The organism is Actinocorallia herbida (genome assembly GCF_003751225.1).
Lineage (GTDB): Bacteria > Actinomycetota > Actinomycetes > Streptosporangiales > Streptosporangiaceae > Actinocorallia > Actinocorallia herbida.
Map to the genome: position 1 here is coordinate 6,594,574 of NZ_RJKE01000001.1, position 25,976 is coordinate 6,620,549.

General features: G+C 70.5%; 23 protein-coding genes. 3 read left to right on the forward strand and 20 right to left on the reverse strand.

The annotated features are described in order from the left end of the window. Positions 1-14: 14 nt before the first annotated feature. Positions 15-1,133, reverse strand: coding sequence for a M50 family metallopeptidase (locus EDD29_RS30060; protein ID WP_246053079.1), 1,119 nt, complete (start codon positions 1,131-1,133; stop codon positions 15-17). Positions 1,134-1,195: 62 nt separating this feature from the next. Here EDD29_RS30060 and EDD29_RS30065 point away from each other — a divergent pair, with 62 nt between their 5' ends. Then, on the forward strand, positions 1,196-2,092 hold the full coding sequence (locus tag EDD29_RS30065; RefSeq protein ID WP_123667680.1) for a RecB family exonuclease: 897 nt from the start codon (positions 1,196-1,198) through the stop codon (positions 2,090-2,092). A gap of 119 nt (positions 2,093-2,211) precedes the next feature. Next, positions 2,212-2,802, forward strand: coding sequence for a 3'-5' exonuclease family protein (locus tag EDD29_RS30070; protein WP_123667681.1), 591 nt, complete (start codon positions 2,212-2,214; stop codon positions 2,800-2,802). A 59-nt stretch (positions 2,803-2,861) separates the two neighbouring features. On the opposite strand, the gene EDD29_RS30075 is transcribed toward EDD29_RS30070, so the two are convergent. Further along, positions 2,862-3,932, reverse strand: coding sequence for a hypothetical protein (locus tag EDD29_RS30075; RefSeq protein WP_123667682.1), 1,071 nt, complete (start codon positions 3,930-3,932; stop codon positions 2,862-2,864). Between the two features lie 63 nt (positions 3,933-3,995). Between EDD29_RS30075 and EDD29_RS30080 the strand changes: the two genes are divergently transcribed. Next, the gene (locus EDD29_RS30080; RefSeq protein ID WP_123667683.1) at positions 3,996-4,436 is read left to right on the forward strand and encodes a MarR family winged helix-turn-helix transcriptional regulator; all 441 of its coding nucleotides are present in this window, start codon (positions 3,996-3,998) and stop codon (positions 4,434-4,436) included. Here the strand turns inward: EDD29_RS30080 and EDD29_RS46525 are convergent. The 18 genes from EDD29_RS46525 to EDD29_RS30170 all read right to left on the reverse strand — a co-directional run bounded on the left by EDD29_RS46525 (position 4,433) and on the right by EDD29_RS30170 (position 25,951). Next, the gene (locus tag EDD29_RS46525) at positions 4,433-5,503 is read right to left on the reverse strand and encodes a phosphatase domain-containing protein (protein ID WP_211360007.1); all 1,071 of its coding nucleotides are present in this window, start codon (positions 5,501-5,503) and stop codon (positions 4,433-4,435) included. The two genes, EDD29_RS30080 and EDD29_RS46525, sit on opposite strands and share 4 nt — an antisense overlap. 104 nt (positions 5,504-5,607) lie before the next feature. After that, positions 5,608-6,186: an HdeD family acid-resistance protein gene (locus EDD29_RS30090; protein ID WP_123667684.1), complete on the reverse strand. Its 579-nt coding sequence runs from the start codon at positions 6,184-6,186 to the stop codon at positions 5,608-5,610. A gap of 168 nt (positions 6,187-6,354) precedes the next feature. Continuing rightward, positions 6,355-8,868 carry an ABC transporter permease gene (locus EDD29_RS30095; RefSeq protein WP_123670764.1) on the reverse strand — a complete coding sequence of 838 codons (2,514 nt, stop codon included), beginning with the start codon at positions 8,866-8,868 and terminating at the stop codon, positions 6,355-6,357. Positions 8,869-8,876: 8 nt separating this feature from the next. Then, positions 8,877-9,656: an ABC transporter ATP-binding protein gene (locus EDD29_RS30100; protein WP_123667685.1), complete on the reverse strand. Its 780-nt coding sequence runs from the start codon at positions 9,654-9,656 to the stop codon at positions 8,877-8,879. Between the two features lie 202 nt (positions 9,657-9,858). Beyond that, positions 9,859-10,551 carry a response regulator gene (locus tag EDD29_RS30105; RefSeq protein WP_123667686.1) on the reverse strand — a complete coding sequence of 231 codons (693 nt, stop codon included), beginning with the start codon at positions 10,549-10,551 and terminating at the stop codon, positions 9,859-9,861. Next, positions 10,548-11,732, reverse strand: a complete 1,185-nt coding sequence (locus tag EDD29_RS30110) for a sensor histidine kinase (protein WP_123667687.1) — start codon at positions 11,730-11,732, stop codon at positions 10,548-10,550. Before EDD29_RS30110 ends, EDD29_RS30105 begins: the two co-directional genes overlap by 4 nt. A 114-nt stretch (positions 11,733-11,846) precedes the next feature. Further along, positions 11,847-12,878 carry an ABC transporter ATP-binding protein gene (locus tag EDD29_RS30115; RefSeq protein ID WP_123670765.1) on the reverse strand — a complete coding sequence of 344 codons (1,032 nt, stop codon included), beginning with the start codon at positions 12,876-12,878 and terminating at the stop codon, positions 11,847-11,849. A gap of 38 nt (positions 12,879-12,916) precedes the next feature. Beyond that, positions 12,917-14,026: an ABC transporter ATP-binding protein gene (locus tag EDD29_RS30120; protein WP_123667688.1), complete on the reverse strand. Its 1,110-nt coding sequence runs from the start codon at positions 14,024-14,026 to the stop codon at positions 12,917-12,919. Next, on the reverse strand, positions 14,023-15,036 hold the full coding sequence (locus EDD29_RS30125; RefSeq protein WP_123667689.1) for an ABC transporter permease: 1,014 nt from the start codon (positions 15,034-15,036) through the stop codon (positions 14,023-14,025). The genes EDD29_RS30120 and EDD29_RS30125 overlap by 4 nt, the downstream gene beginning before the upstream one ends. Before the next feature lie 92 nt (positions 15,037-15,128). Beyond that, on the reverse strand, positions 15,129-16,886 hold the full coding sequence (locus tag EDD29_RS30130; RefSeq protein WP_246053080.1) for an ABC transporter substrate-binding protein: 1,758 nt from the start codon (positions 16,884-16,886) through the stop codon (positions 15,129-15,131). Between the two features lie 67 nt (positions 16,887-16,953). After that, positions 16,954-17,949: an ABC transporter permease gene (locus tag EDD29_RS30135; RefSeq protein WP_123667690.1), complete on the reverse strand. Its 996-nt coding sequence runs from the start codon at positions 17,947-17,949 to the stop codon at positions 16,954-16,956. Between the two features lie 357 nt (positions 17,950-18,306). Next, on the reverse strand, positions 18,307-19,287 hold the full coding sequence (locus EDD29_RS30140) for an ABC transporter ATP-binding protein (RefSeq protein WP_281280959.1): 981 nt from the start codon (positions 19,285-19,287) through the stop codon (positions 18,307-18,309). Between the two features lie 14 nt (positions 19,288-19,301). Continuing rightward, entirely contained in the window at positions 19,302-20,372 is a 1,071-nt protein-coding gene (locus EDD29_RS30145) for an ABC transporter ATP-binding protein (RefSeq protein WP_123667691.1), read from the reverse strand. Next, on the reverse strand, positions 20,369-21,385 hold the full coding sequence (locus tag EDD29_RS30150) for an ABC transporter permease (protein WP_123667692.1): 1,017 nt from the start codon (positions 21,383-21,385) through the stop codon (positions 20,369-20,371). The genes EDD29_RS30145 and EDD29_RS30150 overlap by 4 nt, the downstream gene beginning before the upstream one ends. Positions 21,386-21,479: 94 nt before the next feature. Further along, entirely contained in the window at positions 21,480-23,231 is a 1,752-nt protein-coding gene (locus tag EDD29_RS30155; RefSeq protein WP_123667693.1) for an ABC transporter substrate-binding protein, read from the reverse strand. 58 nt (positions 23,232-23,289) lie between these two features. Then, a complete protein-coding gene (locus EDD29_RS30160) occupies positions 23,290-24,282 on the reverse strand; it encodes an ABC transporter permease (protein WP_123667694.1) in 993 nt (330 codons plus the stop codon). 486 nt (positions 24,283-24,768) lie between these two features. Beyond that, entirely contained in the window at positions 24,769-25,164 is a 396-nt protein-coding gene (locus EDD29_RS30165; RefSeq protein WP_123670768.1) for a hypothetical protein, read from the reverse strand. A gap of 133 nt (positions 25,165-25,297) precedes the next feature. Further along, positions 25,298-25,951, reverse strand: coding sequence for an HAD family hydrolase (locus EDD29_RS30170; protein WP_246053081.1), 654 nt, complete (start codon positions 25,949-25,951; stop codon positions 25,298-25,300). Positions 25,952-25,976: the final 25 nt, after the last annotated feature.

The window sequence follows — 25,976 nt, forward strand, 5'->3', positions numbered from 1 at the left end:
GGGCTCCGGGCCGGTCAGGTGTTGGTGAGGGTGCGGTGGAGATCGGTGGTGGACAGGACGCCGTAGATGTCTCCGGCGGGGTCGAGGAGGAGGTGCTCGGTGGCGCCGGAGTCGTGGACGGCCTGGAGGAGGTCCTGGCCGGAGAGGTCGGCGGCGAGGGTGGTGGCGGCGTCGAGTCCGCGGGAGACCTCGCCCGCGGTGGTCCAGGGGCGGCGGGCGGGGGGGACGGCGTCGACGGCGTGTTCGCTGACGAGTCCGGTGGGGCGGCCGTGGCCGTCGACGATGACGAGGGCTCCCGCGCCGTTGGCGCGGGCGTGGTCGAGGGCGACGGCGAGGGGGGTGTCGGCGGTGACGGCTGCGGCGCGGCGGGCGAGGCGGCGGGCGGTGAGGAGGGGGAGGCGGTCGCGGAGGCGTTCCGCGCGCAGGGACTGGGTGGCTGCGATCCACATGAAGGAGGCGAGGAAGGCGGCCCACAGGACGGTGATCCAGTCGGTGCCGCCGGTGGTGCGGACGGCGAGCCAGGTGCCGCCGAGGAGGACGAGGAGGGCGAGGGCGCGGCCGGTGTGGGCGGCGACGATGGTGCCGGTGCGGTCGCGGCCGGTGATCTTCCAGACGGTGGCGCGGACGAGGAAGCCGCCGTCGAGGGGGAGGCCGGGCAGGAGGTTGAAGACGCCGACGATGAGGTTGGTGAGGGTGAGGGCCTGGAGGAGGAGTGCGGGGACGGGTCCTGGCTGGGTGAGGGCGAGGAGGGCCGCTCCGGCACCGCCGAGGGCGAGGGAGAGGACGGGTCCGGCGGCGGCGATGAGGAAGGAGGCGCCGGGGCGGGTGGATTCGCGTTCGAGCTGGGTGACGCCGCCGAGGAGGTGGAGGACGATGGCGCGGACGGGGAGGCCGAAGGCGCGGGCGGTGACGGCGTGGCCGAGTTCGTGGAGGAAGACCGAGAGGTAGAGCAGGATGGCGAAGGAGGCGGCGAGCGCGGTGGCGGCGGGCTGGGGGGCGACGCGTTCGGCGGCGGGCAGGAAGCCGAGGGTGATGAGGAGGGCGATGGGGAACCAGCTGAGCGAGACGTACACGGGGACGCCCATGATCGTGCCGAGGGACAGGCCGGGCGGTCGTTCTTCGTCTCTGCGCACGTTGTCGATGCTAGCCAGCGGGTGGGCGGGTTCCGTCGTACCCGTCCCCTAGTCTCTTCGCCATGACCTCCACGACCGGTTCTGGGCCCTCGGTGATCGGTTCGCTGTCGCCGTCGCGGGCGGGCGATTTCATGACGTGTCCGCTGCTGTATCGGTTCCGGGTGATCGATCGGATCGAGGAGCGGCCGTCGCCGGCGGCGGTGCGGGGGACGCTGGTGCACGCGGTGCTGGAGCGGTTGTTCGATCTTCCGGCGGCGGAGCGCACGGCGGTGGCGGCGCGGGCGATGCTGGAGCCGCAGTGGGCGGATCTGGTGGCGCGGGAGCCGGAGTTGGATTCGCTGTTCGAGGGGGCGGCGGAGGGTGAGCGGGAGGAGTGGCTGGCGCGGGCGCATGAGCTGGTGGAGAGTTATTTCACGTTGGAGGATCCGCGTCGTCTGGAGCCGGCCGATCGTGAGCTGTTCGTGGAGACGGTGCTGGAGTCGGGGCTGAAGCTGCGGGGGTACATCGACCGGGTGGATGTGGCGCCGTCGGGTGAGGTGCGGATCGTCGATTACAAGACGGGGTCGGCGCCGCGGGCGGATTTCGAGGCTCGGGCGCTGTTCCAGATGCGGTTCTACGCGCTGGTGCTGTGGCGGTTGCAGGGGCGGGTTCCGGCGTTGCTGCAGTTGATGTATCTGGGGAACGGCGAGGTGCTGCGGTATGCGCCGGACGAGGCGGATCTGCGGGCGACGGAGCGGAAGCTCGAGGCGTTGTGGCGGGCGATCGCGCGGGCGGCGGAGACGGGTGAGTGGCGGCCGCGGCCGGGGCGGTTGTGCGATTGGTGCGATCACAAGGAGCGGTGCCCTGAGTTCGGGGGTGTGCTGCCGCCGTTGCCGGAGGGGGCCGGCCCGGAGGGGGTGCGCAGGGCGCCGGTGGAGGTGGCGGTCCCGGCACAACGGGATTTTTCTGACGATCTATGAGTTCCAGCCCGAAAGCACCAGCCGCTCAAGGAGTGTTTCGTCGGAGTCCTACGGTTTTGTAGGGGTCTGGTGATGGATTGGTGACGCATGGGCGCCGCGCGCCGGTTACGGTGCGGGGTATGGGTGCGCCGGATCTTTATTTCTCGTGCGACGTGGAGGCCGACGGTCCGGTGCCGGGCCCGTACTCGATGTCGAGTTTCGGGCTGTCGGTGGCCGGGGTGTTCGACGGGCGGTCGTTCACGCCCTATCCGCCGACGAAGCACACGTTCTATGCGGAGCTGAAGCCGATCAGTGCGGAGTTCGTGCCGGAGGCGGCGGCGGTGAGCGGGCTGGACCGTGCCCGGCTGGTCGCCGAGGGGCAGGATCCGCGGGCGGCGATGACGGCGGCGGGCGTGTGGGTGCGGGCGCGGGCTCGGGAGGCCAAGGCGGTCCCGGTGTTCGCGGCTTATCCGCTGGGTTTCGACTGGCTGTTCATGTACTGGTATTTCATCCAGTTCGCCGAGGCGGGGTCGCCGTTCGGGCACGCGCGGGCGCTGGACATCAAGACGCTGTACGCGGCGCGGGCCGGGGCGCAGATCCGGGACGCGGTGAAGAGCGCGATGCCGCGCCGGCTGCTGTCGCGCAGGCCGCACACGCATCACGCGCTGGACGACGCGATCGAGCAGGCGGAGCTGCTGCAGAACCTGATGGTGTGGGACGGCTCCCGCTGAGCCGGTGACCGGCCGGGCCGTGGCGCCGGGTGGAGTCCCCGCCCGGTGCCCGGGCCCGGTCAGGCGGCGACGGTCTCGATCTCTTCCTCGGTGACGGGGTCGGGTTCCGGCGCGGGGGCGGGTGCGGGGCGGCGGCGCCGTTCGGCGAGCGCGGCGAGGGCGCACAGGAGGGCGCCCGCGGCGAGCCAGGCGAAGAGGGTGAGGATGTGGCCGGTGCGGGCGGCGTCGGGGAAGTAGAGGGTCGTGCGGACGGTCTCCAGGAGCGCCGCGCCGTTCCAGAAGGTGTGGAGGGCGCCGAAGAAGCCGTTCTGGAGGTCGGGGGTGAAGATGCCGCCTGAGCTGGTGAAGTTGAGCATGACGAACAGGACGGTGACGACCAGGGTGGTCCAGCGCTTGAGGAAGGGGAAGAGGCCGACGCCGATGAGGATGATCCCGCCGGAGTAGAGCCAGGCCAGGGGCCAGAACGTCCAGAGGCCGTGGGTGAGGACGTGGAAGACGGGGGCGCCGAGGAGGGTCCCCGCGGTGGCGACGACGGCGGACATGGCGGCGGCGAACAGGAGCCGGATCCGCATGGGGAGGGCGCCGGTGGTGGCGCCGATGAGCCCGGCGGAGGCGTAGGAGCCGATGCTGAGGGCGACGAGGAGGAAGAACAGGCCCTGGCCGGTGGGGTCGTGTGCCGCGGTGGGGGCGAGGTCGGTGACGCCGAGGGGGGCGCCCTGTTCGGCGGCGACCTTGGTGAAGGCGGTCTCGGCGGCGCTCGCGCTGGTCTCGGAGGCGGCCTTGGCGACGATCAGCTCGTGGGTGGCCGGGACGTAGGCGGCGGTGGTCGCGCGGTCGGCGACGAGGGCGGCGGCGGTGGCCCGGTTGGGGACCGTGGTGACGTCGAGGGCGGCGCCGGCGGTGTCCTTGAGGGTCTGGGCGAACGCCTTGGTCTTGGCGTTGTCGGCGACGACGGTGACGGCCATGTGGTGGGGGGCGGGTGAGGCGAGGGCGCTCATGTAGGCGAGGCCCATGCCGAGGCAGAGGACGAGGGGGGTGAGGAGGTGGATGAGCAGGTGTGCCGCCGCCGGGGAGCGCAGGGCCGCCGGTCCGTTCGAGGGGGCCGCGTGCGCGGCGGTTGATTCGGGCACCTGTGCCGTCCTCCCAATTGGTTGCAGAATACAACTGACTGAAGATGGTTGTACTCTACAACCATGACGCGACCAGACCCGACACCGGACGACGCCGTGGAGATCATCGAGCGGGAGATGACCGCGTTCGCGCGGCGGGCGCGGGCCGCCGCGGCCTGGATGCACCCCGAGCTGTCCCTCGTGTCGTTCACGCTGCTGTCACGGCTGGAGGACCGCGACGGGTCCCGGGTGGTGGACCTCGCCGCGCACTACCGGCTGGACAAGTCCACGGTGAGCCGCCAGGTCGCGGCGCTGGAGCGCGACGGGCTGATCGAGCGGCGCCCGGATCCGGGCGATCATCGGGCCCAGGTGCTGCATCTCACGGCGGCGGGCCGCCGCGCCCTGGCGGGGGCGTCGGCGCGGCGGCACGAGCTGTTCGCGGAGCGGCTGGCGGACTGGCCGGCGGAGGATCTGGCGCGGTTCGCCGACTACGTGGTGGCGTTCAACGCGCGGGCGCGTGACTAGAAGTCGCCGTCGGCGGCCTGCAGGACGGTGAGGCCGAGGGCGCGCCACATGGCGACGACCTTGTCGCGGTCGTCGATGACGCCCCCGGCGGGGCCGTGCGCGGGCAGGACGCGCCGCTGGTAGAGCTCGGACTTGATGATCTCGTCGGGCCGGTGGTCGCCGTCGGCGCGCATGAGGAGGTCGAGCCCGGGGACGCCGATGTGGTGGGCGATCCAGGCCGAGGTGGCGGCGCGGGCGCGTTCGCCGCGGCCGGACAGGTAGACGATGGGGTGGCCGGAGGCCGCGAGGGCGCGGACGACGGCGATGACGGGCCGGTTGGGCAGGTCGGTGCCGACGAGGGTCATGTCGTAGGGCGAGCGGGGCCGTTCCATGCCCTGGTCGCGCAGCGCGACGGTGCCGTCGAGGTCGACGAGCCAAGGAGCGGCGCCGGGTGGGGGCGGCGGGGCGTAGTGGGCGGCGCGGACGGTGTGCAGCCAGGCTTCGGCGGCCTCGGTGTCCGGGGCGTCGGGCAGGGGGCTGCGGGCGGCGGCGAAGCGCTCGCCGAACGCGCGGATCTTCTCGGGGTCGGGGAGGGCGACGGTCAGGTGCCCGGTCCGGTACAGCTCCAGGCCCTGGTGGAGGAGGCGGGCGAGGTGGCGGGCGGCCTTGGCGGTGCGGGTGCCGCTCTTGCCCGACTCGGCGCGGTGGATCTGGGCGGTGGCGTAGCCGAGGTAGGCGTCGCGGACGCGGCCCGCCGACAGGAGGCCGCCGCGCAGGGCGATGAGGGCGTCACCGAGGGGGGTGCGGACCTCGTAGAGGTGGTCGGGCAGCCACAGCAGCTCGGTGGCCGTGGGGTTGACGCCCAGGGCGAGTCCCGCGTACTTGGCGGCCTCGTGCAGGGTGGCGTCGTCGCCGTCGGGGCCTCCGGTGACGTGGGAGGCACGCCGTCCGGTGGGCGGGTTGAGGCCGTGGAAGGCCGAGGTGGGGGCGGCGTAGACGCCGAGCCGGTCGGTGTCGGAGGCCGGGGTGGCCAGGCCGTAGGCGGTGGAGCCGACGATGCCGGACAGCAGGACGGTGCCGGGGTTCACGGGGCCGCTCCAGCGCGCTCGGGGACGGGTCCCGTCACGGTGCCAGACCGGGACGTTCCCCGGCAAATCGTTTCCCGGCGCAGGTCAGCGCGGTCCGGCCGGGGTCAGAAGGCGGCGGCGGGCGGCGGGCCGGACGGCAGGTCGGGGCCCTTCCCGCGCAGGCCGCGCAGCCGGAACGAGGTGATGATCAGGGCGATGCCGGCGAGGATCGAGAACAGGCCGATGATCCAGATGAGGGCGAGGCCGCCCTGGCCGGGCCAGATGAGCAGCAGCAGGCCGAACAGGACCGAGACGATCCCGCCGACGATGTACCACCATTCGCCGTCGATCTTGCGGCGCAGCCAGATCCCGGTGATGATCTCGAAGACGCCGGTGATGATGGCCCAGCAGGCGATGACGAGCAGCAGCACGAACACGGTGATGCCGGGCCAGAACAGGGCGATGAGCCCGGCGAGGATGCTGAGGACGCCGGTGAACGCGAGCCAGCCGCGCGACTGCCCCGGCACGCCCTTGATGGCGTGGTAGACGGCGGCGATGCCGTCGACGAGGGCGTAGGCGCCGAAGAGGATGGCCAGGGCGATGACGGTGATGCCGGGCCACACCCAGGCGATGATCCCGAACAGGACGGCGATGATGCCGCGCAGGAGCACGAGCCACCAGTGGCGGGCGATTTCCTCGATCATCGCGGGTCCCTCCCGATCTTGGGCGTTTCTCCTGGGATGCCCGCGGGACGCCCCAAGGCAATCGGGCGAGGCGGCCAAGACGCGGCAAACCAGGCAGGGCACCGCGCGCCGGGAAGACGGCGCGGACCCCCGGCGCCGTCGCCGGGGGTCCGCGGTCGGGTCAGGCCGTCACTGGGTGGCGATGGCCTTGAGGACGTCCATGCGCCCGGCCCGCCAGGCCGGCCACAGGGAGGCGAGGATGCCGACGAGGGCGGAGAACAGCGCGCAGACGGCGAGGAAGACGTAGGGGATGGACAGGATCGCCATCTCCTCTCCCCCGCTGCGCTGGATGGAGATGCCGAAGACCAGGCCGAGGGCGATGCCGAGGAAGCCGCCGAAGACGGCGATCACGACGGACTCCAGGCGGATCATCCGGCGGGTCTGGCGGCGGCTGAGGCCGACCGCCCGCAGCAGCCCGATCTCCCGGGTCCGCTCGGTGACCGACAGGGTGATGGTGTTGACCACCCCGAAGACCGCGATGATGACGGACAGGGCGAGCATGAGGGTGAAGAAGACGAGGATCTGGTCGAGCCCCGACATCGTCTCCTCCTTCAGGTCGGCCTGGTCCAGGACCTCCGCGCCCGGGTAGGCGGCGACCGCCTTGTCGAGGGCGCCGTGGACGGCGGCGCCGGTGGTCGAGGCGTCCAGGGCCAGCAGGGTGGGGAGCGCCTTGGGGGTGTGCGCCTGCCAGGTCTCCGCCGGCAGCACGTAGTTCCCGATGAACTGGCTGGTCTGGTAGATCCCCGCGACGCGCAGCGTCTCGGTCTTCCCGTCGGGGAAGGCCGCGCTGAGGGTGTCGCCGACGGCGAGCTCGTCCTCCTCGGCCTTGGCCTCGGAGATCAGGATGCCGTCGCGGCCCGGCTGCGCGGTGCCGGAGACGACGTCCCGGTTGATCATCGCGAGCAGCGGCGCGGGGTCGCCGCTCGCGTACTGGGCGGTGTCGCCGTCGAGGGTGAACGCGCCGAGGCCGACGCCGAGGACCGAGGTGACGCCGGGGACGGCGCGGACCGCGTCGGTGACGCCGGGCTCCAGTCCGGCCGGGCTCATCGTCTGCACGATGTAGTCGGCGCCGAACTGGCTGTCCACGACGTCGGCGAGGGACGCCTTGGCCGAGGAGGCGATGACGTTGACGGTGGTGACGAGCGACAGGCCGATCATGAGGGCGACCGCGGTGACGGCGGTGCGGCGCGGGTTGCGCTGCGGGTTCTCGCGGGCGAGGCGGCCGGAGACGCCGAACGCCTTCGGGTACCAGCTCGCGAGGAGCCGGACGACCGGCTTGCCGATGACCGCGGCGAGCACGGACGCGGCGAGCCACACCAGCAGGACGCCGACGCCGATGAGGGCGAGGGTGCCGCCGGTGTCGCCCGTCCCGGCCAGGCCCGCGGCGAGCGCGCCCGCGCCGAGCGCGGCCAGGACGGTGCCGATGACGGTGCGGGCGCGCAGCCCGCGCTGCGGGAGGACGATGTCGTCGCGCATGGCGGCGACGGGCGGGATCTTCGCGGCGCGGCGGGCCGGGAAGTAGGCGGCGGCGCAGGTGACGAGGACGCCGACGGCGTAGGACCAGGCGACCGCGGCGGGCGTGATGGCGAGGGCGCCGCCGAGGTCGAGGCCCATCGCGCCGAACACCGACTTCAGCAGCAGGGCGATCCCGGCGCCGACGAGCAGGCCGAGGGTCGAGCCGACGAGGCCGACGACGACCGCCTCGCCGAGGACGGCGCGGGTGACCTGGCGGCGGGAGGCGCCGATGGCGCGCAGCAGCGCGAGCTCCCGGGTGCGCTGGGCGATGAGCATCGTGAAGGTGTTCACGATGTTGAACGAGCCGACGACGATCGACACGATCGCGAAGGCCAGCAGGAAGTTGCGCAGGAAGCCGAGGATCTCGTTGACGTCGCTGCGGTTCTCGGCCTTGAGCTCGTCGCCGGTGACGGCCTCGAGGCCCGCCGGGAGCAGCGGCGTGATCTTGGCGGCGAGGTCCTTCTGGGAGACGCCGTCGGCGGCCTCGACCGCGATGAGGGAGTACTGGCCGGGCTCCAGCAGGAGCTTCTGGGCGGTGGCGGTGTCGAAGAACACGAAGGTGGCGCCGAGTCCGTCGCCGGAGGCTAGGCCGGTGACGACCGCGTCCTGCTGGCCGCCCTGGACCGCGATGCGGACCTTGTCCCCGACGCCGGCCTTCGCCTTCTCCGCGGTGCGCTCGCCGAGGACGACCTCGCCTTCCTTCGCCGGAGGGACGCCTTCGGCGAGCGGGGTCGACGGGTCACCGTTCCAGGCGAGGCCGAGCTGGGGCGGGCCGCCGCCGCCGATGAGCTCGCCGTCGGAGCCGATGACCGCGGCGTACCCGTTGACCTCGCCGCGCGCGTCGGCGACGCCGGGGATGGCGGCGATCGCGGTCTTGAGGTCCTCGGCGATGGGGACGCCGGTGCGGACCGCCTCGGTCTCGGCGGAGGACGCGTCGTCGGTGTGCGCGCGGACGGCGACGCTGGTGTGCGCGTAGACGTCGTTGAACAGGTCGTCGAAGGACTTGTTGGCGGTGTCGGTGAAGATCAGGGTGCCGGACACGAACGCGACGCCGAGGATCACCGACAGGGCGGTGAGGACGAGCCGGAGTTTGTGCGCGGCGAGGTTGCGGAGGGTGACCCGCGTCATGGCGGTCTTCATCGGGCCGCGACCTCCGGCAGGTCGAAGCCCTTCATGCGCTCGAGGACGGCGTCGGCGGTCGGGTCGGGCATGGTCCCGACGAGCCGGCCGTCCTGCAGGAACAGGACCTCGTCGGAGTAGGCGGCGGCCGCGGGGTCGTGGGTGACCATGACGATGGTCTGGCCCATCTCGCGGACCGAGGCGCGCAGGAACGCCAGGACCTCGGCGCCGGACCGGGAGTCGAGGTTGCCGGTCGGCTCGTCGGCGAAGATGATCTCGGGCCGGGAGGCGAGGGCGCGGGCGCAGGCGACGCGCTGCTGCTGGCCGCCCGACAGCTCCGACGGGCGGTGCTTGAGGCGCGGCCGGAGCCCGACGGTGTCGATGACGCGGTCGAGCCACTCCTGGTCGGGTCTGCGGCCGGCGATGTCCAGGGGGAGGGTGATGTTCTCCAGCGCGGTCAGGGTCGGCACCAGGTTGAACGCCTGGAACACGAACCCGACCTTGTCGCGGCGGATGCGCGTCAGGCGGTTGTCGTCCATGCCGGTGAGGTCGGCGTCGCCGATGAACACCTGCCCGGAGGTGACCGAGTCGAGCCCGGCCATGCAGTGCATCAGGGTCGACTTGCCGGAGCCCGACGGGCCCATGACGGCGGTGAACCTGCCGCGCGGGATGCCCGTGGTGACGTCGTCGAGCGCCCTGACCTCGGCGTCTCCGGTGCCGTAGGACTTGGTGACGTGCAGGACGCGCGCGGCCAGGTCGCCGGACGGCGCGGGCGGCTCGGCGGGGGTGTGCGACACGGGGATCTCCCAAACGAAGCGGATGCGGTGATACGCACAACGTTAGGGAAACCGCCGCCGCGGCGGATCAGCCGCGGGGACGGGCTTGCCGCTCCCCCGGCCGCAGGAGAAGGCCGCCCCCGGTCCTCCCCCTGAAGGAGGGGGTCCCCCTAGACGTCGCCCCTCCGGTGTCGGGGATCGCCGCCCCCGGCGCTCAGGGTCGTCAGCTCCCGCCGGGCCGGATCACGCCGGTCTCGTAGGCGTAGACGACGGCCTGGACCCGGTCGCGCAGGCCGAGTTTCGCGAGCACGTTGCCGACGTGGGTCTTGATGGTCGTCTCCGACACCACGAGCTCCCGGGCGATCTCGGCGTTGGACAGGCCGCGCGCGACCTGCCCGAGCACTTCGCGCTCCCGTTCGGTGAGGTGGTCGAGTCCGGGCGGCGGCGCCTCCTCACGGACCGCGGGCAGCCGGGCGGCGTAGGTGTCGATGAGGCGGCGGGTGACGCTCGGCGCGATGAGCGCGTCCCCGTCGGCGACGATCCGGATCGCCGCGACGAGGTCCTCGGGCGGGGCGTCCTTCAGCAGGAAGCCGCTCGCCCCGGCCCGGACCGCCTCGATGACGTACTCGTCGAGGTCGAAGGTGGTGAGGATGAGCACGCGCGGGTCGTGCGCGGCGGCCCGGTCGCGGATGATCCGCCGGGTCGCCTCGATGCCGTCGACGCCGGGCATCCGGATGTCCATGAGGACCACGTCCGGCAGGAGGGTGCGGGTCGCCTCGACCGCCGCGGCGCCGTCGGCCGCCTCGCCGACCACGGTCAGGTCGGGCTCCGCCTGGAGGATCAGCCGGAAACCGGCCCTCAGCAGCGGCTGGTCGTCGACCAGCAGGATCCTCGTCGCCGCCGTGCTCACAGTCATGCCTCCAGGGGGAAGGTCGCGCGGACCTGGAAGCCCCCGCCGGTGCGGGGGCCTATCCTCAGCTCACCACCGTAGAGGGCGACGCGTTCGCGCATGCCCACGAGGCCGTGGCCGGACGATCCGGCGGCCGAGTCGATGACGCCCCGGCCGTCGTCGCAGATCTCCACGATGAGGTCGCGGTCGCGGTACTTGAGGCGGACCCAGGCGCGGGCGTGCGGCCCGGCGTGCTTGAGGCTGTTGGTGAGGGCCTCCTGGATGAGCCGGTAGGCGGCGAGGTCGACGCCGGTGGACAGGCGGCGGGCCTCCCCCGCGACGTCCAGGTCGACGGTGAGGCCGGTCTCGCGGACCTGCTCGATGAGGCCCGACAGGTCCTCCACGCCGGGCTGCGGGGACAGCTCAGGGCCGGGCGGGGCCGCGTCCCGGTCGGTGCGGAGCACCCCGACGATCCTGCGCATCTCCGACAGGGCGGTCCGGCCGACCTGCTCGATCGTCTCGATGGACTCGCGGGCCAGCTCCGGGTCCCGGTCGAGGATCCGGCGGGCCGCGCCCGCCTGCACCGTCATCACGCTGACGTGGTGGGCGACGACGTCGTGCAGTTCCCGGGCGATCCGGGAGCGCTCCTCGACGCGCGCGGCGCGGGCGTCGGCGAACCTCGCCTTCTCCAGCCGGGCCGCCCGGTCCTCCAGTTCGGCCAGGTAGGAGCGGCGCAGGCGGGTGCTGCGGCCCGCCCACCACACGGCCGCGAGCAGCGCGACGAACAGGCTGAAGGACACCGCGCCGGGCCCGGCGGTGGCGTGCAGGACCGCGGTGACGGCGATGGCGGCGCCGCCCGCGAGGGCGCTGCGGGCGAGCGGGCGGTGCGCGGCGACGGTGTAGATGGCGAGGAGCAGCGCGATGACCTCGCCGGACGGCTGGACGCCGGCCGCGTGCAGGACGACTCCGCCGACGACGATGAGCGCGAGGACGCACACCGGGAACCGCTGCCGGAAGGCCACGGCGCCGGTGACGACGATGAACAGCGCGTAGGCCGCGATGCCGGGCTCGGCATAGGAGTGCGCGGTCTCCCTGGCTCCGGACAGGTCGACGAGGGTCGCCGCGGTCAGCGCCAGCGCTACGAGCCCGTCGAGGGCCTCCGGATAGCGGGCGGCCCAGGCTCTGAGGTCGCGGATCGGAGTGCTCACCCCCTCAAAGTAGGGGCCGTTCGGCAGTGCCCGCCCCCTCCGGGATGCCGAACCGTGCCCCTCCTTGCGGAGGAGGCGCGGTCCGGCGGGGGGTCGCGGGCGGGGCGGCGGGCGTCAGGCGCCGACGGTGGCCGCCGGCTCCGGGTCCGGCACGGGGAAGTGGCAGGCCACGGCGTGTCCGGGAACGGTGTCGGCGAGCGGCGGCACGTCGGTCCGGCACACGTCCTGCGCCTTCCAGCAGCGGGTGTGGAAGGGGCAGCCGGGCGGCGGGTTCAGCGGCGACGGCACGTCCCCGGTGAGCCGGATCCGCTCGCGGTCCTCGCGGGCCGACGGGTCGGGGATCGGCACCGCAGACAGCAGCGCGGTCGTGTACGGGTGCTTCGGCCGGGTGTAGAGGTCGGCCTGGTCGGCGATCTCCACGATCCGGCCGAGGTACATGACGGCGACGCGGTCGGAGATGTGCCGGACCACCGACAGGTCGTGCGCGATCACCACATAGGTGAGGCCGAGCTCGTTCTGCAGGTCCTCCAGCAGGTTCACGACCTGCGCCTGGATCGACACGTCCAGCGCCGACACCGGCTCGTCGGCGACGATCAGCTTCGGCTTGAGCGCCAGCGTCCGGGCGATGCCGATGCGCTGCCGCTGGCCGCCGGAGAACTCGTGCGGGTAGCGGTTGTAGTGCTCGGGGTTGAGCCCGACCAGTTCCAGCAGCTCCTGCACGGCCTTCTTGACGCCCTGCGGGGTCTCGATGTTCTGGAGGTGATAGGGCGCTCCGACGATCGAACCGACGGTCTTGCGCGGGTTCAACGACGAATACGGATCCTGGAAGATCATCTGGATGTCGCGGCGCAGCGGCCGCATCCGGCTCTGCGACAGGTTCGCGATCTCCCGGCCCTCGAACCTGATGCCGCCCGAGGTCGGATCCTCCAGCCGCATGATCATCCGGCCGGTGGTGGTCTTGCCGCAGCCCGACTCCCCCACCAGGCCGAGCGTCTCGCCCTTCGCCACGGAGAACGACACCCCGTCGACCGCCTTGACCGTCGCGACCTGGCGGCGCAGCAGGCCCGCGTTCACCGGGAAGTGCTTGCGCAGGTCCGTCACCTCCAGCAGCGGCTGCGCGGGGGTGTGCGGTGCTTCGGTGGACATGCTCTCCCTCTCCGGGCTCTCCTCTTCCGGTCCGCCCTTCACAGCAGCGGCTCGATGTCCGCCGCCCAGATCCTGCGGCGCTCGGCGGCGTCCAGGTGGCAGGCCGCGCGGTGCGTCGGCTCCAGCTCGGTCCGCAGCTCGGGCACCTCGGTCCGGCTGAGCCCGTCGGTCCGGTCGGCGTAGGCGCAGCGCGGATGGAACGCGCAGCCCGACGGCAGGTTGATCAGCGACGGGGGCGAGCCCTTCACCGGCAGCAGCCGCTCGGACCGGTCCCGGTCCAGCCGCGGCATCGAGCCGAGCAGCCCCCACGTGTAGGGGTGCAGGGGGCGGTGGAACATGTCGTCCACGTTCCCGTACTCGATGCACCTGCCGCCGTACATGACCAGGACGTCGTCGGCGAGCTCGGCGACCACCCCGAGATCGTGCGTGATCATGATGATCGCGGAGTTGAACTCCTGCTGGAGGGTGCGCAGCAGATCGAGGATCTGCGCCTGCACCGTGACGTCCAAAGCCGTCGTCGGCTCGTCGGCGATCAGCAGCTCCGGATCGCACGCCAGCGCCATCGCGATCATCGCGCGCTGCCGCATACCGCCCGAGAACTGGTGCGGATAGTCGTCCACCCGCTTGTCCGGCGTCGGGATCCCGACCCGGCCCAGCAGGTCGACGGCGTGCTTGCGCGCGACCTTCTTCGACACCTTGTTGTGGATCCGGTACGCCTCGATGATCTGCGCGCCCACGGAGTAGAACGGGTGCATCGACGACAGCGGATCCTGGAAGATCATCGCCATGTGGCGGCCGCGCAGCCTGCGCACGTCGTCGGGGTCGGCCCCGACCAGCTCCTTGCCGTTCAGCCAGATCTCGCCCGCGACCCGGGCGTTCTCGCGGTTGTGCAGGCCGAGGATGCCGAGGCTCGTCACCGACTTGCCCGACCCCGACTCCCCCACGATCCCGAGGGTCCTGCCCCGCTCGACCGAGAACGACAGCCCGTCGACGGACTTGACCAGGCCGTCGTCGGTCGGGAAGTGGATGCGCAGGTCACGGACCTCGAGGAACGGCCTCCGGCCCTCGCCGCCGCCCTGCGCGGGCGGCGGCGCCTCTCCCGGTCCGGCCTCTGCGGGCACGGCCCCGGTGGGCTCTCCCTTGCTCACGAAAGCCTCACTCTCGGGTCGACGACGGCGTACAGGACGTCCACCAGGAAGTTCAGGAACACCACGAACCCGGTCGCCACCAGCACCACGCCGATCACCATCGGCAGGTCGCCGGTGAAGATCGACTGGATGGACAGGGCGCCGAGCCCGGGGAACCCGAACGTGCTCTCGGTGAGCACCGCCCCGCCGAGCAGCACCCCGAGGTCCAGGCCGAAGATCGTGAGGATCGGGGTCAGCGAGGCGCGCAGCGCGTGCTTGCCGATGACGGTGCGTTCGGGCAGACCCTTGGCCCGGGCGGTGCGGATGTAGTCCTCGCCCATGGTCTCCAGCATCCCCGAACGGGTGAGCCGCGCGTAGGTGGCGGCGTACAGGAACGACAGGGTCATCCAGGGCAGGATGAGGTTGTAGGCCCAGTCGGCGGGGTTCTCGGTGAACGGCACGTACTTGACGCCCATCGGCCAGAGCTTCAACCCGTAGGCGAAGATCGCCAATGACAGCAGACCGGTGAAGTAGATCGGCAGCGAGACCCCCGCGAGCGCGGTGACCATCGCGGCCCGGTCGAACAGGCTGCCGCGCCGCAGCGCCGACAGGATGCCGATGCCCACGCCCGACACGATCCACAGGACCGCCGCGCCGAGGGCGAGCGACAGGGTGACCGGCGCGCGGTCGATGAGGGTCGGCAGAACCGGCTGGGACGTGCGGAAGGAGTAGCCGAGGCAGGGCGGCGGGCACCAGATCTCACTGGGGCCGTTGTCGAAGTTCTGCCCGGCGACGATCCCCTTGGCGAACCTCGCGTACTGGACGGCGATGGGATCGTCGAGGCCGAGGCGGGTCTTGATGTCCTCGACGACCTCTTCGGTCGCGGCCTTGCCCGCGTAGGTGACGGCGATCTGGTCGGTGGTCTGCCCGGCCAGCTTCGGCAGGACGAAGAAGATGCCGAACGTGACCATGCTGGTGACCACCAGCATGGCGACCGCTCCGATGAGGCGGCGGATGATGAATGACAACACTGGCGGCGGCCGGGACCGGGCCCGTCCGCGAGGGACGGGCCCGGGATTGCTGGCCTTTCACCTACCTTCTGATGCAGCGTGCGGCAGGCGGACTAGCGGACGCCGATGTTCAGGTAGTCGTACATGCCGCCGTAGCCCTCGGTGATGGTGAGGTTGGTGACATTGGTCGGCCGGTACAGCAGGATCTTGGCGTAGACGAGCGGCAGGATCGTCGCGTCCTCCATCACCAGCTCGTCGATCTGGGTGTAGATCGCCTCGCGCTGCTTGATGTCGGTGTTCTTCGCGGCGTCGTCGAGCAGCTTGTCGACGGCGGGGAGCTTGGTCTCCTGGATGTTGGTGTTGCCGGAGTCGCGGATGGTGCGGCTGTCGACGATCTGGGAGAGGAAGCCGTAGCCCGACGGCCAGTCGGCGGCCCACGCCATGGACAGCAGGCCGACGTTGTTGTCGCGGATCCACTTCGGCGCACCCGCGTACTTGCCGAAGTAGTCACCGGCCGGGACGCTCTGGATGTCGACGGTGACGCCGATGCGGGCCAGGCCCTGCTGGACGGCGGTGCCGGCGGCGACTTCCTTGTCACGGTCGGAGCGGACCGACAGGGTCGTCTTGAAACCGTTCGGCTGACCGCACTCGGTGAGCTCGGCCTTGGCCTTCTCCAGGTCGCCGTGGTTGTCGGCGCCCGACGGGTAGGCGTTGGCCTCCTTGTAGCCCGACACGCTCGGCGGGATCACGGTGGTGGCGACGGCGCCGCCGGCCTCGGGGCCGCCGTGCGCGGTCTGGGTGGAGACCTTGTCCAGCGCGTACTGGACGGCGCGGCGGCAGTGCACGTTGTCGAACGGCTTCACGTTCGGGTTCACGCCGAGGTAGCGCAGGTAGCCCGCGACCGGGTTGTCGGAGTTCGCGCGGTTGGCGCTCTGGCCGAGGATCTTCGGCTGGGCGCCCTGCTGGACGCCGACGCCGGCGATGTCGACGTCGAGGGCACCGGACATGAGCCGGTTGTCCAGGTCGGCGGCCTCGACCTTGAGGGTGACCTCGATCTTCTCCGGCAGCGCGTGGTTCGCGCGGATCGGGTCGGTCGCGGGGTCCCAGTTGGTGTTGCGCGACAGCTTCATGACCTTGCCGCGCTCGTACGTGTCGATCTTGTACGGGCCGGTGGACAGCATCGCGTTCTGGTAGTCCAGACCGGTGTCCTTGGCCTGTGGGACCGGCTGCGTCTGCATGGAGACGAGGTAGTCGAACTCCGCGAACGGCTGGTTCAGGTGGAAGACGATCGTGGTGTCGTCGGGGGTCTCGATGGACTCCAGGCCCTTTTCGGACTTGTCGTCATAGGGGCCCTTGTAGGGCTCCTTGTTGTCCTTGAGGTACTGCTTGAAGTAGTGCGGGCCCTGGGTGAGCTCCGTGGTGAAGTTCGACCGCTCGACCGCGTACTTGACGTCCTTGGACGTGACCGGGGTCCCGTCGTCGTACTTGAGGCCCGCGCGGAGCTTGTACGTCCAGGTCAGGCCGTCCTCGCTGACCTCGCCCAGGTTCTCGGCGAGGTCGGGGACCAGGTCCTTGGTCTTGCCGGGCTCGGGGCTGAACGTGGTCAGCGACCTGCTGTAGAGGCGGCCGAAGTTCTGGGAGTAGGCGTAATACGTATTGCCCATGTCCGGCGAGTCCCAGTCGTCGGAGTGGCCGAACCGCAGGGTCCCGCCCTTCACGTCGGACGGGTTGGCCATGCCGGTGAGGGCGGCGTCGGCCGGGGAGGTGTCGAACGACTCGCCATCGCCGTCGCCTCCGCCGCACGCGGAAAGGCCCGCGGACAGCATCAGCGCCACCGCCGTGGCGGCGACCGCTTTGAACCTGGTCTTCAACCGGGTTACCTCTTCCTGATCTGGATGGTGGGGGGCGGGGGGGTACGGGGGCTTCCGGCCGCGGCCGTCAGCGGGATCGGGGGTCGAGGGCGTCGCGCAGACCGTCCCCGAGGAGGTTGAAGGCGAGCACCGCGAGGAAGATCGTCAGGCCGGGGAACACCATGTACAGCGGGGCGTTCTCGTAGGCGTTGAGGGCGACCGCCTCGTTGAGCATCAGGCCGAGGGACGGCAGCGGCGCGTTCACGCCCACACCGAGGAACGACAGCGACGCCTCGAACAGGATGTTCGTCGGGATCAGCAGCGTGGCGTACACGATGATCGGCGCGAAGAGGTTCGGCAGGACCTCTTTGAAGAAGATGTGGGTGTGGCTCGCGCCGAGCGCGCGGGCCGCGTCGACGAACTCGCGCTCGCGCAGCGACAGGGTCTGGCCGCGCACGATCCGGCCGACGTACGGGCAGTAGAAGAACCCGATGATGAAGACCAGCACGGTGATCTTGAGGCCGTTGCCCTCCAGGCCCCACATCTGGCGCGGCAGGATGCCGATGAGCGCGATCGCGAACAGCAGCAGCGGGAACGCCAGCAGCGCGTCCATGAACCGGCTGACGACAGTGTCGACCCAGCCGCCGAAGTACCCGGCGAAGCCGCCCATGACCACGCCGATCGCCACCGACAGCAGGGTCGCGGCGATCGAGACGAGCAGCGAGACGCGGGTGCCGATGAGGATGCGGGCGAGCAGGTCGCGGCCGGTGGTGGGCTCGACGCCGAGCAGGTGGTCCCAGCTCATCCCCGAGTGCAGCCAGCCTTCCTTCGGCCGGAGCATCGAGGTGTCGATCATGTCCTGGTTGAACACGTTGGGGTCGGGCAGGAACCACGGCCCGACGATGGACGCGACGACCAGGGCGACGATCGCGAAGGCGCCTCCGACGGCCACCTTGTCGCGCCGCAGCCGGAGCCAGGCGATCTCCCAGAGCGACCTGCCCTGGATGGCCTTCCCCATGCCCTTGACGACTACTTCGGGATGGGCCTCGAAGTCAGACCCCGACACCTCGACCGGCGCGGTCACGCTCACGAACCTCCACGCAGCGCGGGGCTGCCTTGAACTCTGTCGTGAAGCACAGTCGCCGCGCGGCGGACGGGGCGCCAGACCCCGTGTCCGGATCGTGATGTCGCCGAGATCGAAAACGCATGAGGCCATGACAAAGAACGGACATAAGGGGTGTTCAACCCCTCATGTCCGTTCTCACGGCGCGGGCACCTCAGGGGTGCACGCCGTAACAGTTCTTTTACAGACGAGCCGACGACGCAGCCCGTCCGGCCCTCCCGGTAATGATCAGGACATTCTCCTGTAACAGCAACCGGTTTTCAGGAGATGTCATAGGGCGGCTCTTCGCCTTCGGACGACGCCCGATCAATGGCCCGATCAGTTCTCCGGGAAATGGCAGGCGACGCTCCGCCCGGCACCGCGGTCGGCCAGCACCGGCACCTCGGTGGCGCACTTCGGCTGGGCCTTCCAGCACCGCGGGTGGAACGGGCAGCCGGCCGGCGGGTTCAGCGGCGACGGCACGTCCCCGGTGAGCCGGATCCGCTCGCGGTCCTTGCGGGCCGCCGGGTCGGGGATCGGCACCGCCGACAGCAGCGCCTTGGTGTAAGGATGCTGCGGCCGGGTGTACAGGTCGGCCTGGTCGGCGATCTCGACCATGCGGCCGAGGTACATGACGCCGACGCGGTCGGAGATGTGCCGGACCACCGACAGGTCGTGCGCGATCACCACATAGGTGAGGCCGAGCTCGTTCTGCAGATCCTCCAGCAGGTTCACGACCTGCGCCTGGATCGACACGTCCAGCGCCGACACCGGCTCGTCCGCGATGATCAGCTTCGGCTTCAGCGCGAGGGTGCGCGCGATGCCGATGCGCTGCCGCTGGCCGCCGGAGAACTCGTGCGGGTAGCGGTTGTAGTGCTCGGGGCTCAGGCCCACCAGCTCCAGCAGCTCCTGCACGGCCTTCTTGACGCCCTGCGGAGTGTCGATCTTCTGGAGGTGGAACGGCGCGCCGACGATGGACCCGACGGTCTTGCGCGGGTTCAACGACGAGTACGGGTCCTGGAAGATCATCTGGATGTCGCGGCGGAGCGGGCGCATCTGGCCCTGCGACAGCTTGGAGATCTCCCGGCCCTCGAACTTGATGCTCCCGGCCGTCGGCTCGAGCAGCCGCATGATCATCCGGCCGGTGGTGGTCTTGCCGCAGCCCGACTCCCCCACCAGGCCGAGCGTCTCGCCCTTGCCGACGGAGAAGGAGACCCCGTCCACGGCCTTCACGGCCGCGACCTGGCGGCGCAGCAGGCCCGCGTGCACCGGGAAGTGCTTCTGGAGACCGGTGACCTCCAGCAGAGGTGTGGAACTCAAGGCGCTCACCTTCCTCAGAGGTTCGGCCGGATCTGGGTCTCCCAGATGTCCAGGCGCTGGTCGGGGGTCAGATGGCAGGCGACCCGGTGGCTCGCGTGCGCGGCGGTCGCCACGAGCTCGGGGCGGACCGTGGTGCAGGCGCTTCCGGCGCCGAGCATGTGCGCGCAGCGCGGGTTGAACGCGCAGCCCGACGGCAGGTTGATCAGCGACGGGGGCGAGCCCTTCACCGGCATGAGCCGGTCCGTCCGCTCCCGGTCCAGCCGCGGCATCGAGCCGAGCAGGCCCCACGTGTAGGGGTGCTGCGGCGCGTGGAAGATCTCCTCGACGGTGCCCTGCTCGATCGAGCGGCCGCCGTACATGACCATGATCCGGTCCGAGAGCTCCGCGACGACGCCGAGGTCGTGCGTGATCATGATGATCGCGGAGTTGAACTCCTGCTGGAGGTCGCGGAGCAGGTCGAGGATCTGCGCCTGCACCGTGACGTCCAGGGCCGTCGTCGGCTCGTCGGCGATCAGCAGCTCCGGGTCACAGGCCAGCGCCATCGCGATCATCGCGCGCTGCCGCATGCCGCCGGAGAACTGGTGCGGGTAGTCGTCGACGCGCTTCTCCGGCGTGGGGATCCCGACCCTGCCGAGCATGTCGATGGCGTGCTTGCGCGCCGCCTTCTTCGACACGTCGTTGTGGATCCGGTACGCCTCGATGATCTGGGCGCCGATCGTGTAGAAGGGGTGCATCGAAGACAGCGGATCCTGGAAGATCATCGCCATGTTCTTGCCGCGCAGCCGCCGGACCTCGTTCGGGTCCGCCCCGACGAGTTCTTTCCCGTTCAGCCAGATCTCGCCGGACATCCGGGAGTTGCGCCGGTTGTGCAGGCCGAGGATGCCGAGGCTCGTCACCGACTTGCCGGAGCCGGACTCGCCCACGATGCCGAGGGTCTGCCCCCGCTCCAGGGTGAAGTCCAGGCCGTCGACGGACTTGACGAGCCCGTCGTCGGTCGGGAAGTGGATGCGCAGGTCTCGGACGTCGAGGAACGCCCGCTGCTTCGCCGCCGCCGGGACCGGCGACAGTTCGTTCGTGGTGCTCAACTGCCCAGCCTCACCCTCGGGTCGACGACGGCGTACAGGATGTCCACGATCAGGCTCGCCAGCACGATGAAGACCGTCGCCAGCAGCACGACGCCCATCACCATCGGCAGGTCGCCCGACAGGATCGAGTCGATCGACAGCGAGCCGAGGCCCGCGAGGCTGAACGTCTGCTCGGTGAGGACCGCGCCGCCCAGCAGGAGGCCGAGGTCGAGGCCGAAGATCGTGACGATCGGGGTCAGCGACGCGCGCAGCGCATGCCTGACGATCACGGTCCGCTCGCCCAGGCCCTTGGCCCGCGCGGTGCGGATGTAGTCCTCACCCAGGGTCTCCAGCATCCCCGACCGCGTGAGCCGCGCGTACGTGGCCGCGTACAGGAACGCCAGGGTCACCCAGGGCAGGACGAGGTTCCAAGCCCACTGCCCTGGATTGTCCAGGAAGCCGACGTAGGCGATGCCGTCCGGCCACACCTTCAGGGTGTAGACGAAGATCGACATCGAGACGAGGCCGGTGAAGTACACCGGCAGTGACACACCCGCGAGGGCGACGGCCATCGCGGCCCGGTCGACCGCCGTGCCGCGCCGCAGCGCGGACAGGATGCCGACGCCGACTCCGGCGACGAGCCAGATGATCGCGGCGCCGACGCCGAGCGACAGCGTGACCGGGGCCCGGTCGAGGAGCGTGGGGAGGACGGGTTCGTTGGTGCGGAAGGAGAAGCCCAGGCACGGCGCGGAGCAGTGGTCCACGGACGGCCCGTTGCTGTAGTCCTGGCCGGCGAAGATGCCCTTGACGAACCTGCCGTACTGGACGGCGATGGGGTCGTCCAGTCCGAGCCGTTCCTTGACGTCCGCGATGGCCTCCGCTGTGGGGGCCTTGCCGACATAGGAGGCGGCGAGCTGGTCGGTGGTCTGCCCGGCCAGCTTCGGCAGCTGGAAGAAGATGCCGAATGTGACCATGCTGACGATGACCAGCATGACGACCGCGCCTACGAGGCGCCTGACGATGAATGCGAACACGAGGAACGGCCCGGTGACCCCGGCCCCCGCGAGGGGGCCGGGACCACCACTCGGCCTTCACCTGCCTTCGGTGATGACGAGCGGGTGGGAGGCCTTACTTGAGGCCGAGGTTGACGTAGTCGTACTGGCCGCCCATGAACTCCGAGACCACCACGTTGGTGAGGTTCTCGGGCCGGTAGAGCAGCTGCACGGAGTACGTCAGAGGAACGATGTCCGCGTTGTCCATGGACAGCTGGTCGATCTGTCCGTAGATCTTGCTGCGGGCGTCGGCGTCGCTCTCCTTGGTGGACCTGTCGAAGAGCTTGTTGATCTTCGGCAGGTCGGTGGAGGAGAGGTTGGTGTTGCCGGTCGGCTTGATGCTGCGGCCGTCCAGGATCTGCTGGAGGAAGCCGAAGCCCGACGGCCAGTCGGCGGCCCACTTCATCATGGCCATGCCGACGCCGTTGTCCTTGAGGAAGGCGGGCGAGCCGGCGTACTTGGTGAAGTAGTCACCCGACGGGTAGCCCTTGAGCTCGACCTTGATGCCGGCCTTGCCGAGGCTCTGCTGGATGGACTCGGCGGCCGAGACCTCCTTGGGGCGGTCGGCGCGGTAGGTCAGCTTGGCGGTGAAGCCGTTGGCCTGGCCGCACTCGGCGAGCTGCGCCTTGGCCTTGGTGACGTCGCCCTTGTTGTCGGCGGTCGGGTACTTGTCGAAGTCCTCGTGCCCGACGACGGTCGGCGGGAGCACCGTGGTGGCGATGTCGCCGCCGGTGATCGGGCCGCCGAGGCTGGTCTGCACCGAGTCCTTGTCGAGCGCGTACTGGACGGCGCGACGGCAGGCGATGTTGTCGAACGGAGCCACGCGGCTGTCGATCGTCATGTAGGTCAGCGCCGAGCCGGAGGCGGCGTCGGTGTTGCCCACCTCGGTGCCGCCGAGGGCCTTGGGCTGCGCGGCGGTGCCGAGGCCACCCGCGGCGAGGTCCATGTCCAGGGCGCCCGACATCAGCTTGTTGTCGATGTCGTCCTGGTTCTGGTTCAGCGCGACGGAGATGGTGTCCGGCAGGGCCTTGCGGACCTCATCGGTGCTCTGGTCCCAGTTGGTGTTCCGGGAGAGCTTCATCGCCTTGCCGACCTCGTACGAGTCGATCTTGTACGGGCCCGAGGAGACGATGTTCTTCTTGTAGTTCAGACCGTTGTCCTTGGCCTGCGGGACCGGCGCGGTCTGCGGCATGAAGGCGAGGTAGTCGAACTCGGCGAACGGCGTGTTCAGGTTGAACTTGATCGTGTACTTGTCCGGCGTCTCGATCGACTTCAGACCGTCCGCGGACTTGTCCTTGTACGGGCCCTTGTAGGGGCTCGCGTTGTCCACGAGGTACTGCTTGAAGTACTTCGGGCCGCCCTGGAGCTCGTCGGTGAAGTTCGACCGCTCGACGGCGTACTTGATGTCCTGCGCGGTGATCTCGGTGCCGTCGTCGTACTTGAGGCCCTTGCGGAGCTTGTACGTCCAGGTCTTGTTGTTGTTGGACGCCTTGCCCAGGTCCTCGGCGAGGTCGGGGACGAGCTCCTGGCCCTCGGCGCCCGGCGCGTTCTTGAACGTCACCAGGGTGCGGGCGTAGTAGCGCGCGAAGTTCCAGGAGAACGCGTAGTAGGTGTCGCCGGGGTCCGGCGAGTCCCAGTCGCTGGACATGGCGTACCGCAGGTCTCCGCCCGTCTTGTCGGACGGGTTGATGATCGCGGTGTTGGCCGCGTTCTTCACCGCGGTGGAGGAGGAGGTGGCCCCCGAGTCCGAATCCCCACCGCAGGCCGTCAGCCCGGCGGCGAGCACGGCGCACGCGGCGAGCGACGCACCGATCTTGATCTTGTTCATTGTGCTGAGAGCACCTCTCTACAGAACTGGCAGGGAACGCAAACCCACCTGGTGGGGGTCACCGGGCACGGGGATCGAGCGCGTCGCGCAGCCCGTCCCCGAGCAGGTTGAAGGCCATCACCGTGATGAAGATGGCGAGGCCGGGGATGATCATGAAGAACGGGGTGTTCTGGTACGTCGGCACCGCGAGGCTGAGCATTCCGCCCCATGACGGCATCGGCGGGATGACGCCGACGCCCAGGAACGACAGGGCGGCCTCGAACAGGATGTTCGTCGGGATGAGCAGCGTCGTGTAGACGATGATCGGCGCCAGCAGGTTGGGCAGCAGCTCCTTGAACAGCACGTGCGCGTGGCTCGCGCCGAGGCTGCGGGACGCGTCGATGAACTCGCGCTCGCGCAGCGACAGGGTCTGGCCGCGGACGATCCGGCCGATGTAGGGCCAGCTGAAGAAGCCGATGACGAACACCAGGACGCCGACGCGCAGTCCGTTGCCGCGCAGCCCGAACATGTCGTCGGGCACGACTCCGACGAGGGCGATCGCGAACAGCAGCAGCGGGAAGGCCAGGAAGACGTCCATGGCCCGGCTGATGATGGTGTCGACCCAGCCGCCGAAGTAGCCGGCGACGACCCCGAGGACGGTGCCGATCGCGACCGACACCAGGGTCGCCGCGAACGCCACGATCAGCGAGATCCGGGCGCCCAGCACGATCCGGGACAGCATGTCGCGGCCGGTGGTCGGCTCCACGCCGAACCAGTGCTCCCAGCTGATGCCCGAGTGCAGCCAGCCGTCATAGGGCCGCTGCATCGTCTTGTCGATGAGGTCCTGGTGGTAGGCGTTGGGGTCCTGGAGGAACCACGGTCCGACCACCGCGATCAGGATCAGCAGGACGATCACGACGGCGCCGGCCACGGCGGCCTTGTCGCGCTTGAGCCGCGTCCAGGCGATGCGGCCCAGTGAACGTCCCTGGATCGCCTCGCTGCCGACGCCCTTGAGGACGTCCTCGGGGTGGGCCTCGGCCTCACCCTTCGTCACTTCGATCGGCGCGGTCACGCACGTTCCTTCCTCGCCACCTGGACACCGCAACTCCGCGTAGCGGTGTACGTGCCCCTTGTACCGGCGGGTGCGGCTGTCTCCGGGCACGAGGGGCGGCTTGTTTCACAGAAAGTTGCCACCCCGTGACGCATCCGACGGAGCCTGGCCTCAGGGGAAGCGGAACGTTCCATGAAGTCTTCGTCAATTTCGGACGCGCGGAGAGATGTTATACGTGCATCCGATATGAACCGCACCTGAGCGGTCAGACCTCGCGAAGATTTACCGTTCCGAGTCCTCCAGGGCACACCGGAACCGGCGAACACGGGATCTCGGGCGAAGAATATGCGGATCGACCAATGCTCGAACTGTGGTATGGGACTGACCTTCAGGGCATAGCGGTTCCCATAGTTCCGGGGTTATGGGAGCGCACGAAAAAGGCCCGCCCCCAGGGGGACGGGCCATGTTTCGGTCAGAATCGGGTTTGGACAGGCTGGACGCGGGGCGTCACAGGCCCCTGCGGCGCAGGATCTCCTCGATCTCGGCCATGTCGTCGTCGACCTGCGGCGCCTGCTTCGCCCCGCCGCGCACCGCGGGCGGCGCGGACGCGCCCGGCACCTGCCGCGGCGCCTTGCCCCCGGATGCCCGCAGGCGCGCCCCCGAGACCACGTAGAGCGTCCCGGCGAGGGCCAGGACCGCCACCCCGGCCCACTTGAGCGGGCTGAACACCAGGGAGGCGAGGAAACCCGTCAGACCCGTCAGGTAGAACCCGATCGGCACCAGCGACCAGGCCGCGCCGCGCATCCCCGAGGCCCCGCCCCGGCTCCGGCCCACCCGCCAGCTCGCCAGCAGCCCCACGACCGTGACCGCAAGGCTCACCGTGAAAAGCAGCGCATCACTCATGGCGGCCAACCCCTCGCATCTCCACACCGCCCGGCGGCGGAACTCGTCTTCTTCCCATACTCACACGTCAGGGCAAGGACCGACCTCATCCCCGAGAACGGTTCCCGCCCCTGAGACGGCGTCGGGGAAGCCCCTACCGGGAGGCCGCGATCTCGCGCAGGCGGGCCAGGCTCAGATCGGCGAGCGCGGGCACGACGAGGCGGCGCGGACCCTCGGGGATCGGCACGATGTTGGGGATCGCGATCACCACGCAGCCCGCGGCCTCGGCGGCCGCCACGCCCGTCGGGGAGTCCTCCAGCACCACGGTGCGGGCGGGCTCGGCGCCGAGCAGGCGGCAGGCCTTGAGATACGGGTCGGGATGCGGCTTGGTGTGGTCCACCTCGTCGCCCGTCACCGTCACGGTGAACAGGTCGCGGCCCAGCGCCTCGATCGCCACCTCGGCCAGCTCCCGGAACGTCGAGGTGACCAACGCCACCGGCACGCCCGCGGCGCGCGCGTCGGTGAGGATCTCCTTGGCGCCCGGGATGATCTCCAGCTCGGTCGGGAGCCGCTCTTTCATGAGATCGAGCATCCGCCGCCCGACCTCCTCCACCGGCACGTCCGCCCCGGCCAGGTCGATGATGTAGCGCGAGGCGGCGTAGAGGGAGCCGCCGACCACGGCGTCCTGGTGCTCGGGGCCCCAGGTGCCGCCCAGCCACTCCGTCACGTCGCGCTCGACCGAATGCCACACCGGCTCGGAGTCGATGAGGGTCCCGTCGAGGTCGAAAGCAAGAGCCTGAAGAGTCACGTGGAGCAAGGCTATGCGCTCAGGC

Excerpts from the sequence above, each read along its gene's own strand:
- EDD29_RS30080 (WP_123667683.1), top strand. The coding sequence starts at position 3,996 with ATGACGCGACCAGACCCGACACCGGACGACGCCGTGGAGATCATCGAG.
- EDD29_RS30155 (WP_123667693.1), bottom strand. The coding sequence starts at position 23,231 with ATGAACAAGATCAAGATCGGTGCGTCGCTCGCCGCGTGCGCCGTGCTC.
- EDD29_RS30065 (WP_123667680.1), top strand. The coding sequence starts at position 1,196 with ATGACCTCCACGACCGGTTCTGGGCCCTCGGTGATCGGTTCGCTGTCG.
- EDD29_RS30165 (WP_123670768.1), bottom strand. The coding sequence starts at position 25,164 with ATGAGTGATGCGCTGCTTTTCACGGTGAGCCTTGCGGTCACGGTCGTG.
- EDD29_RS30115 (WP_123670765.1), bottom strand. The coding sequence starts at position 12,878 with ATGTCCACCGAAGCACCGCACACCCCCGCGCAGCCGCTGCTGGAGGTG.
- EDD29_RS30090 (WP_123667684.1), bottom strand. The coding sequence starts at position 6,186 with ATGATCGAGGAAATCGCCCGCCACTGGTGGCTCGTGCTCCTGCGCGGC.
- EDD29_RS30070 (WP_123667681.1), top strand. The coding sequence starts at position 2,212 with ATGGGTGCGCCGGATCTTTATTTCTCGTGCGACGTGGAGGCCGACGGT.
- EDD29_RS30095 (WP_123670764.1), bottom strand. The coding sequence starts at position 8,868 with ATGACGCGGGTCACCCTCCGCAACCTCGCCGCGCACAAACTCCGGCTC.
- EDD29_RS30105 (WP_123667686.1), bottom strand. The coding sequence starts at position 10,551 with ATGACTGTGAGCACGGCGGCGACGAGGATCCTGCTGGTCGACGACCAG.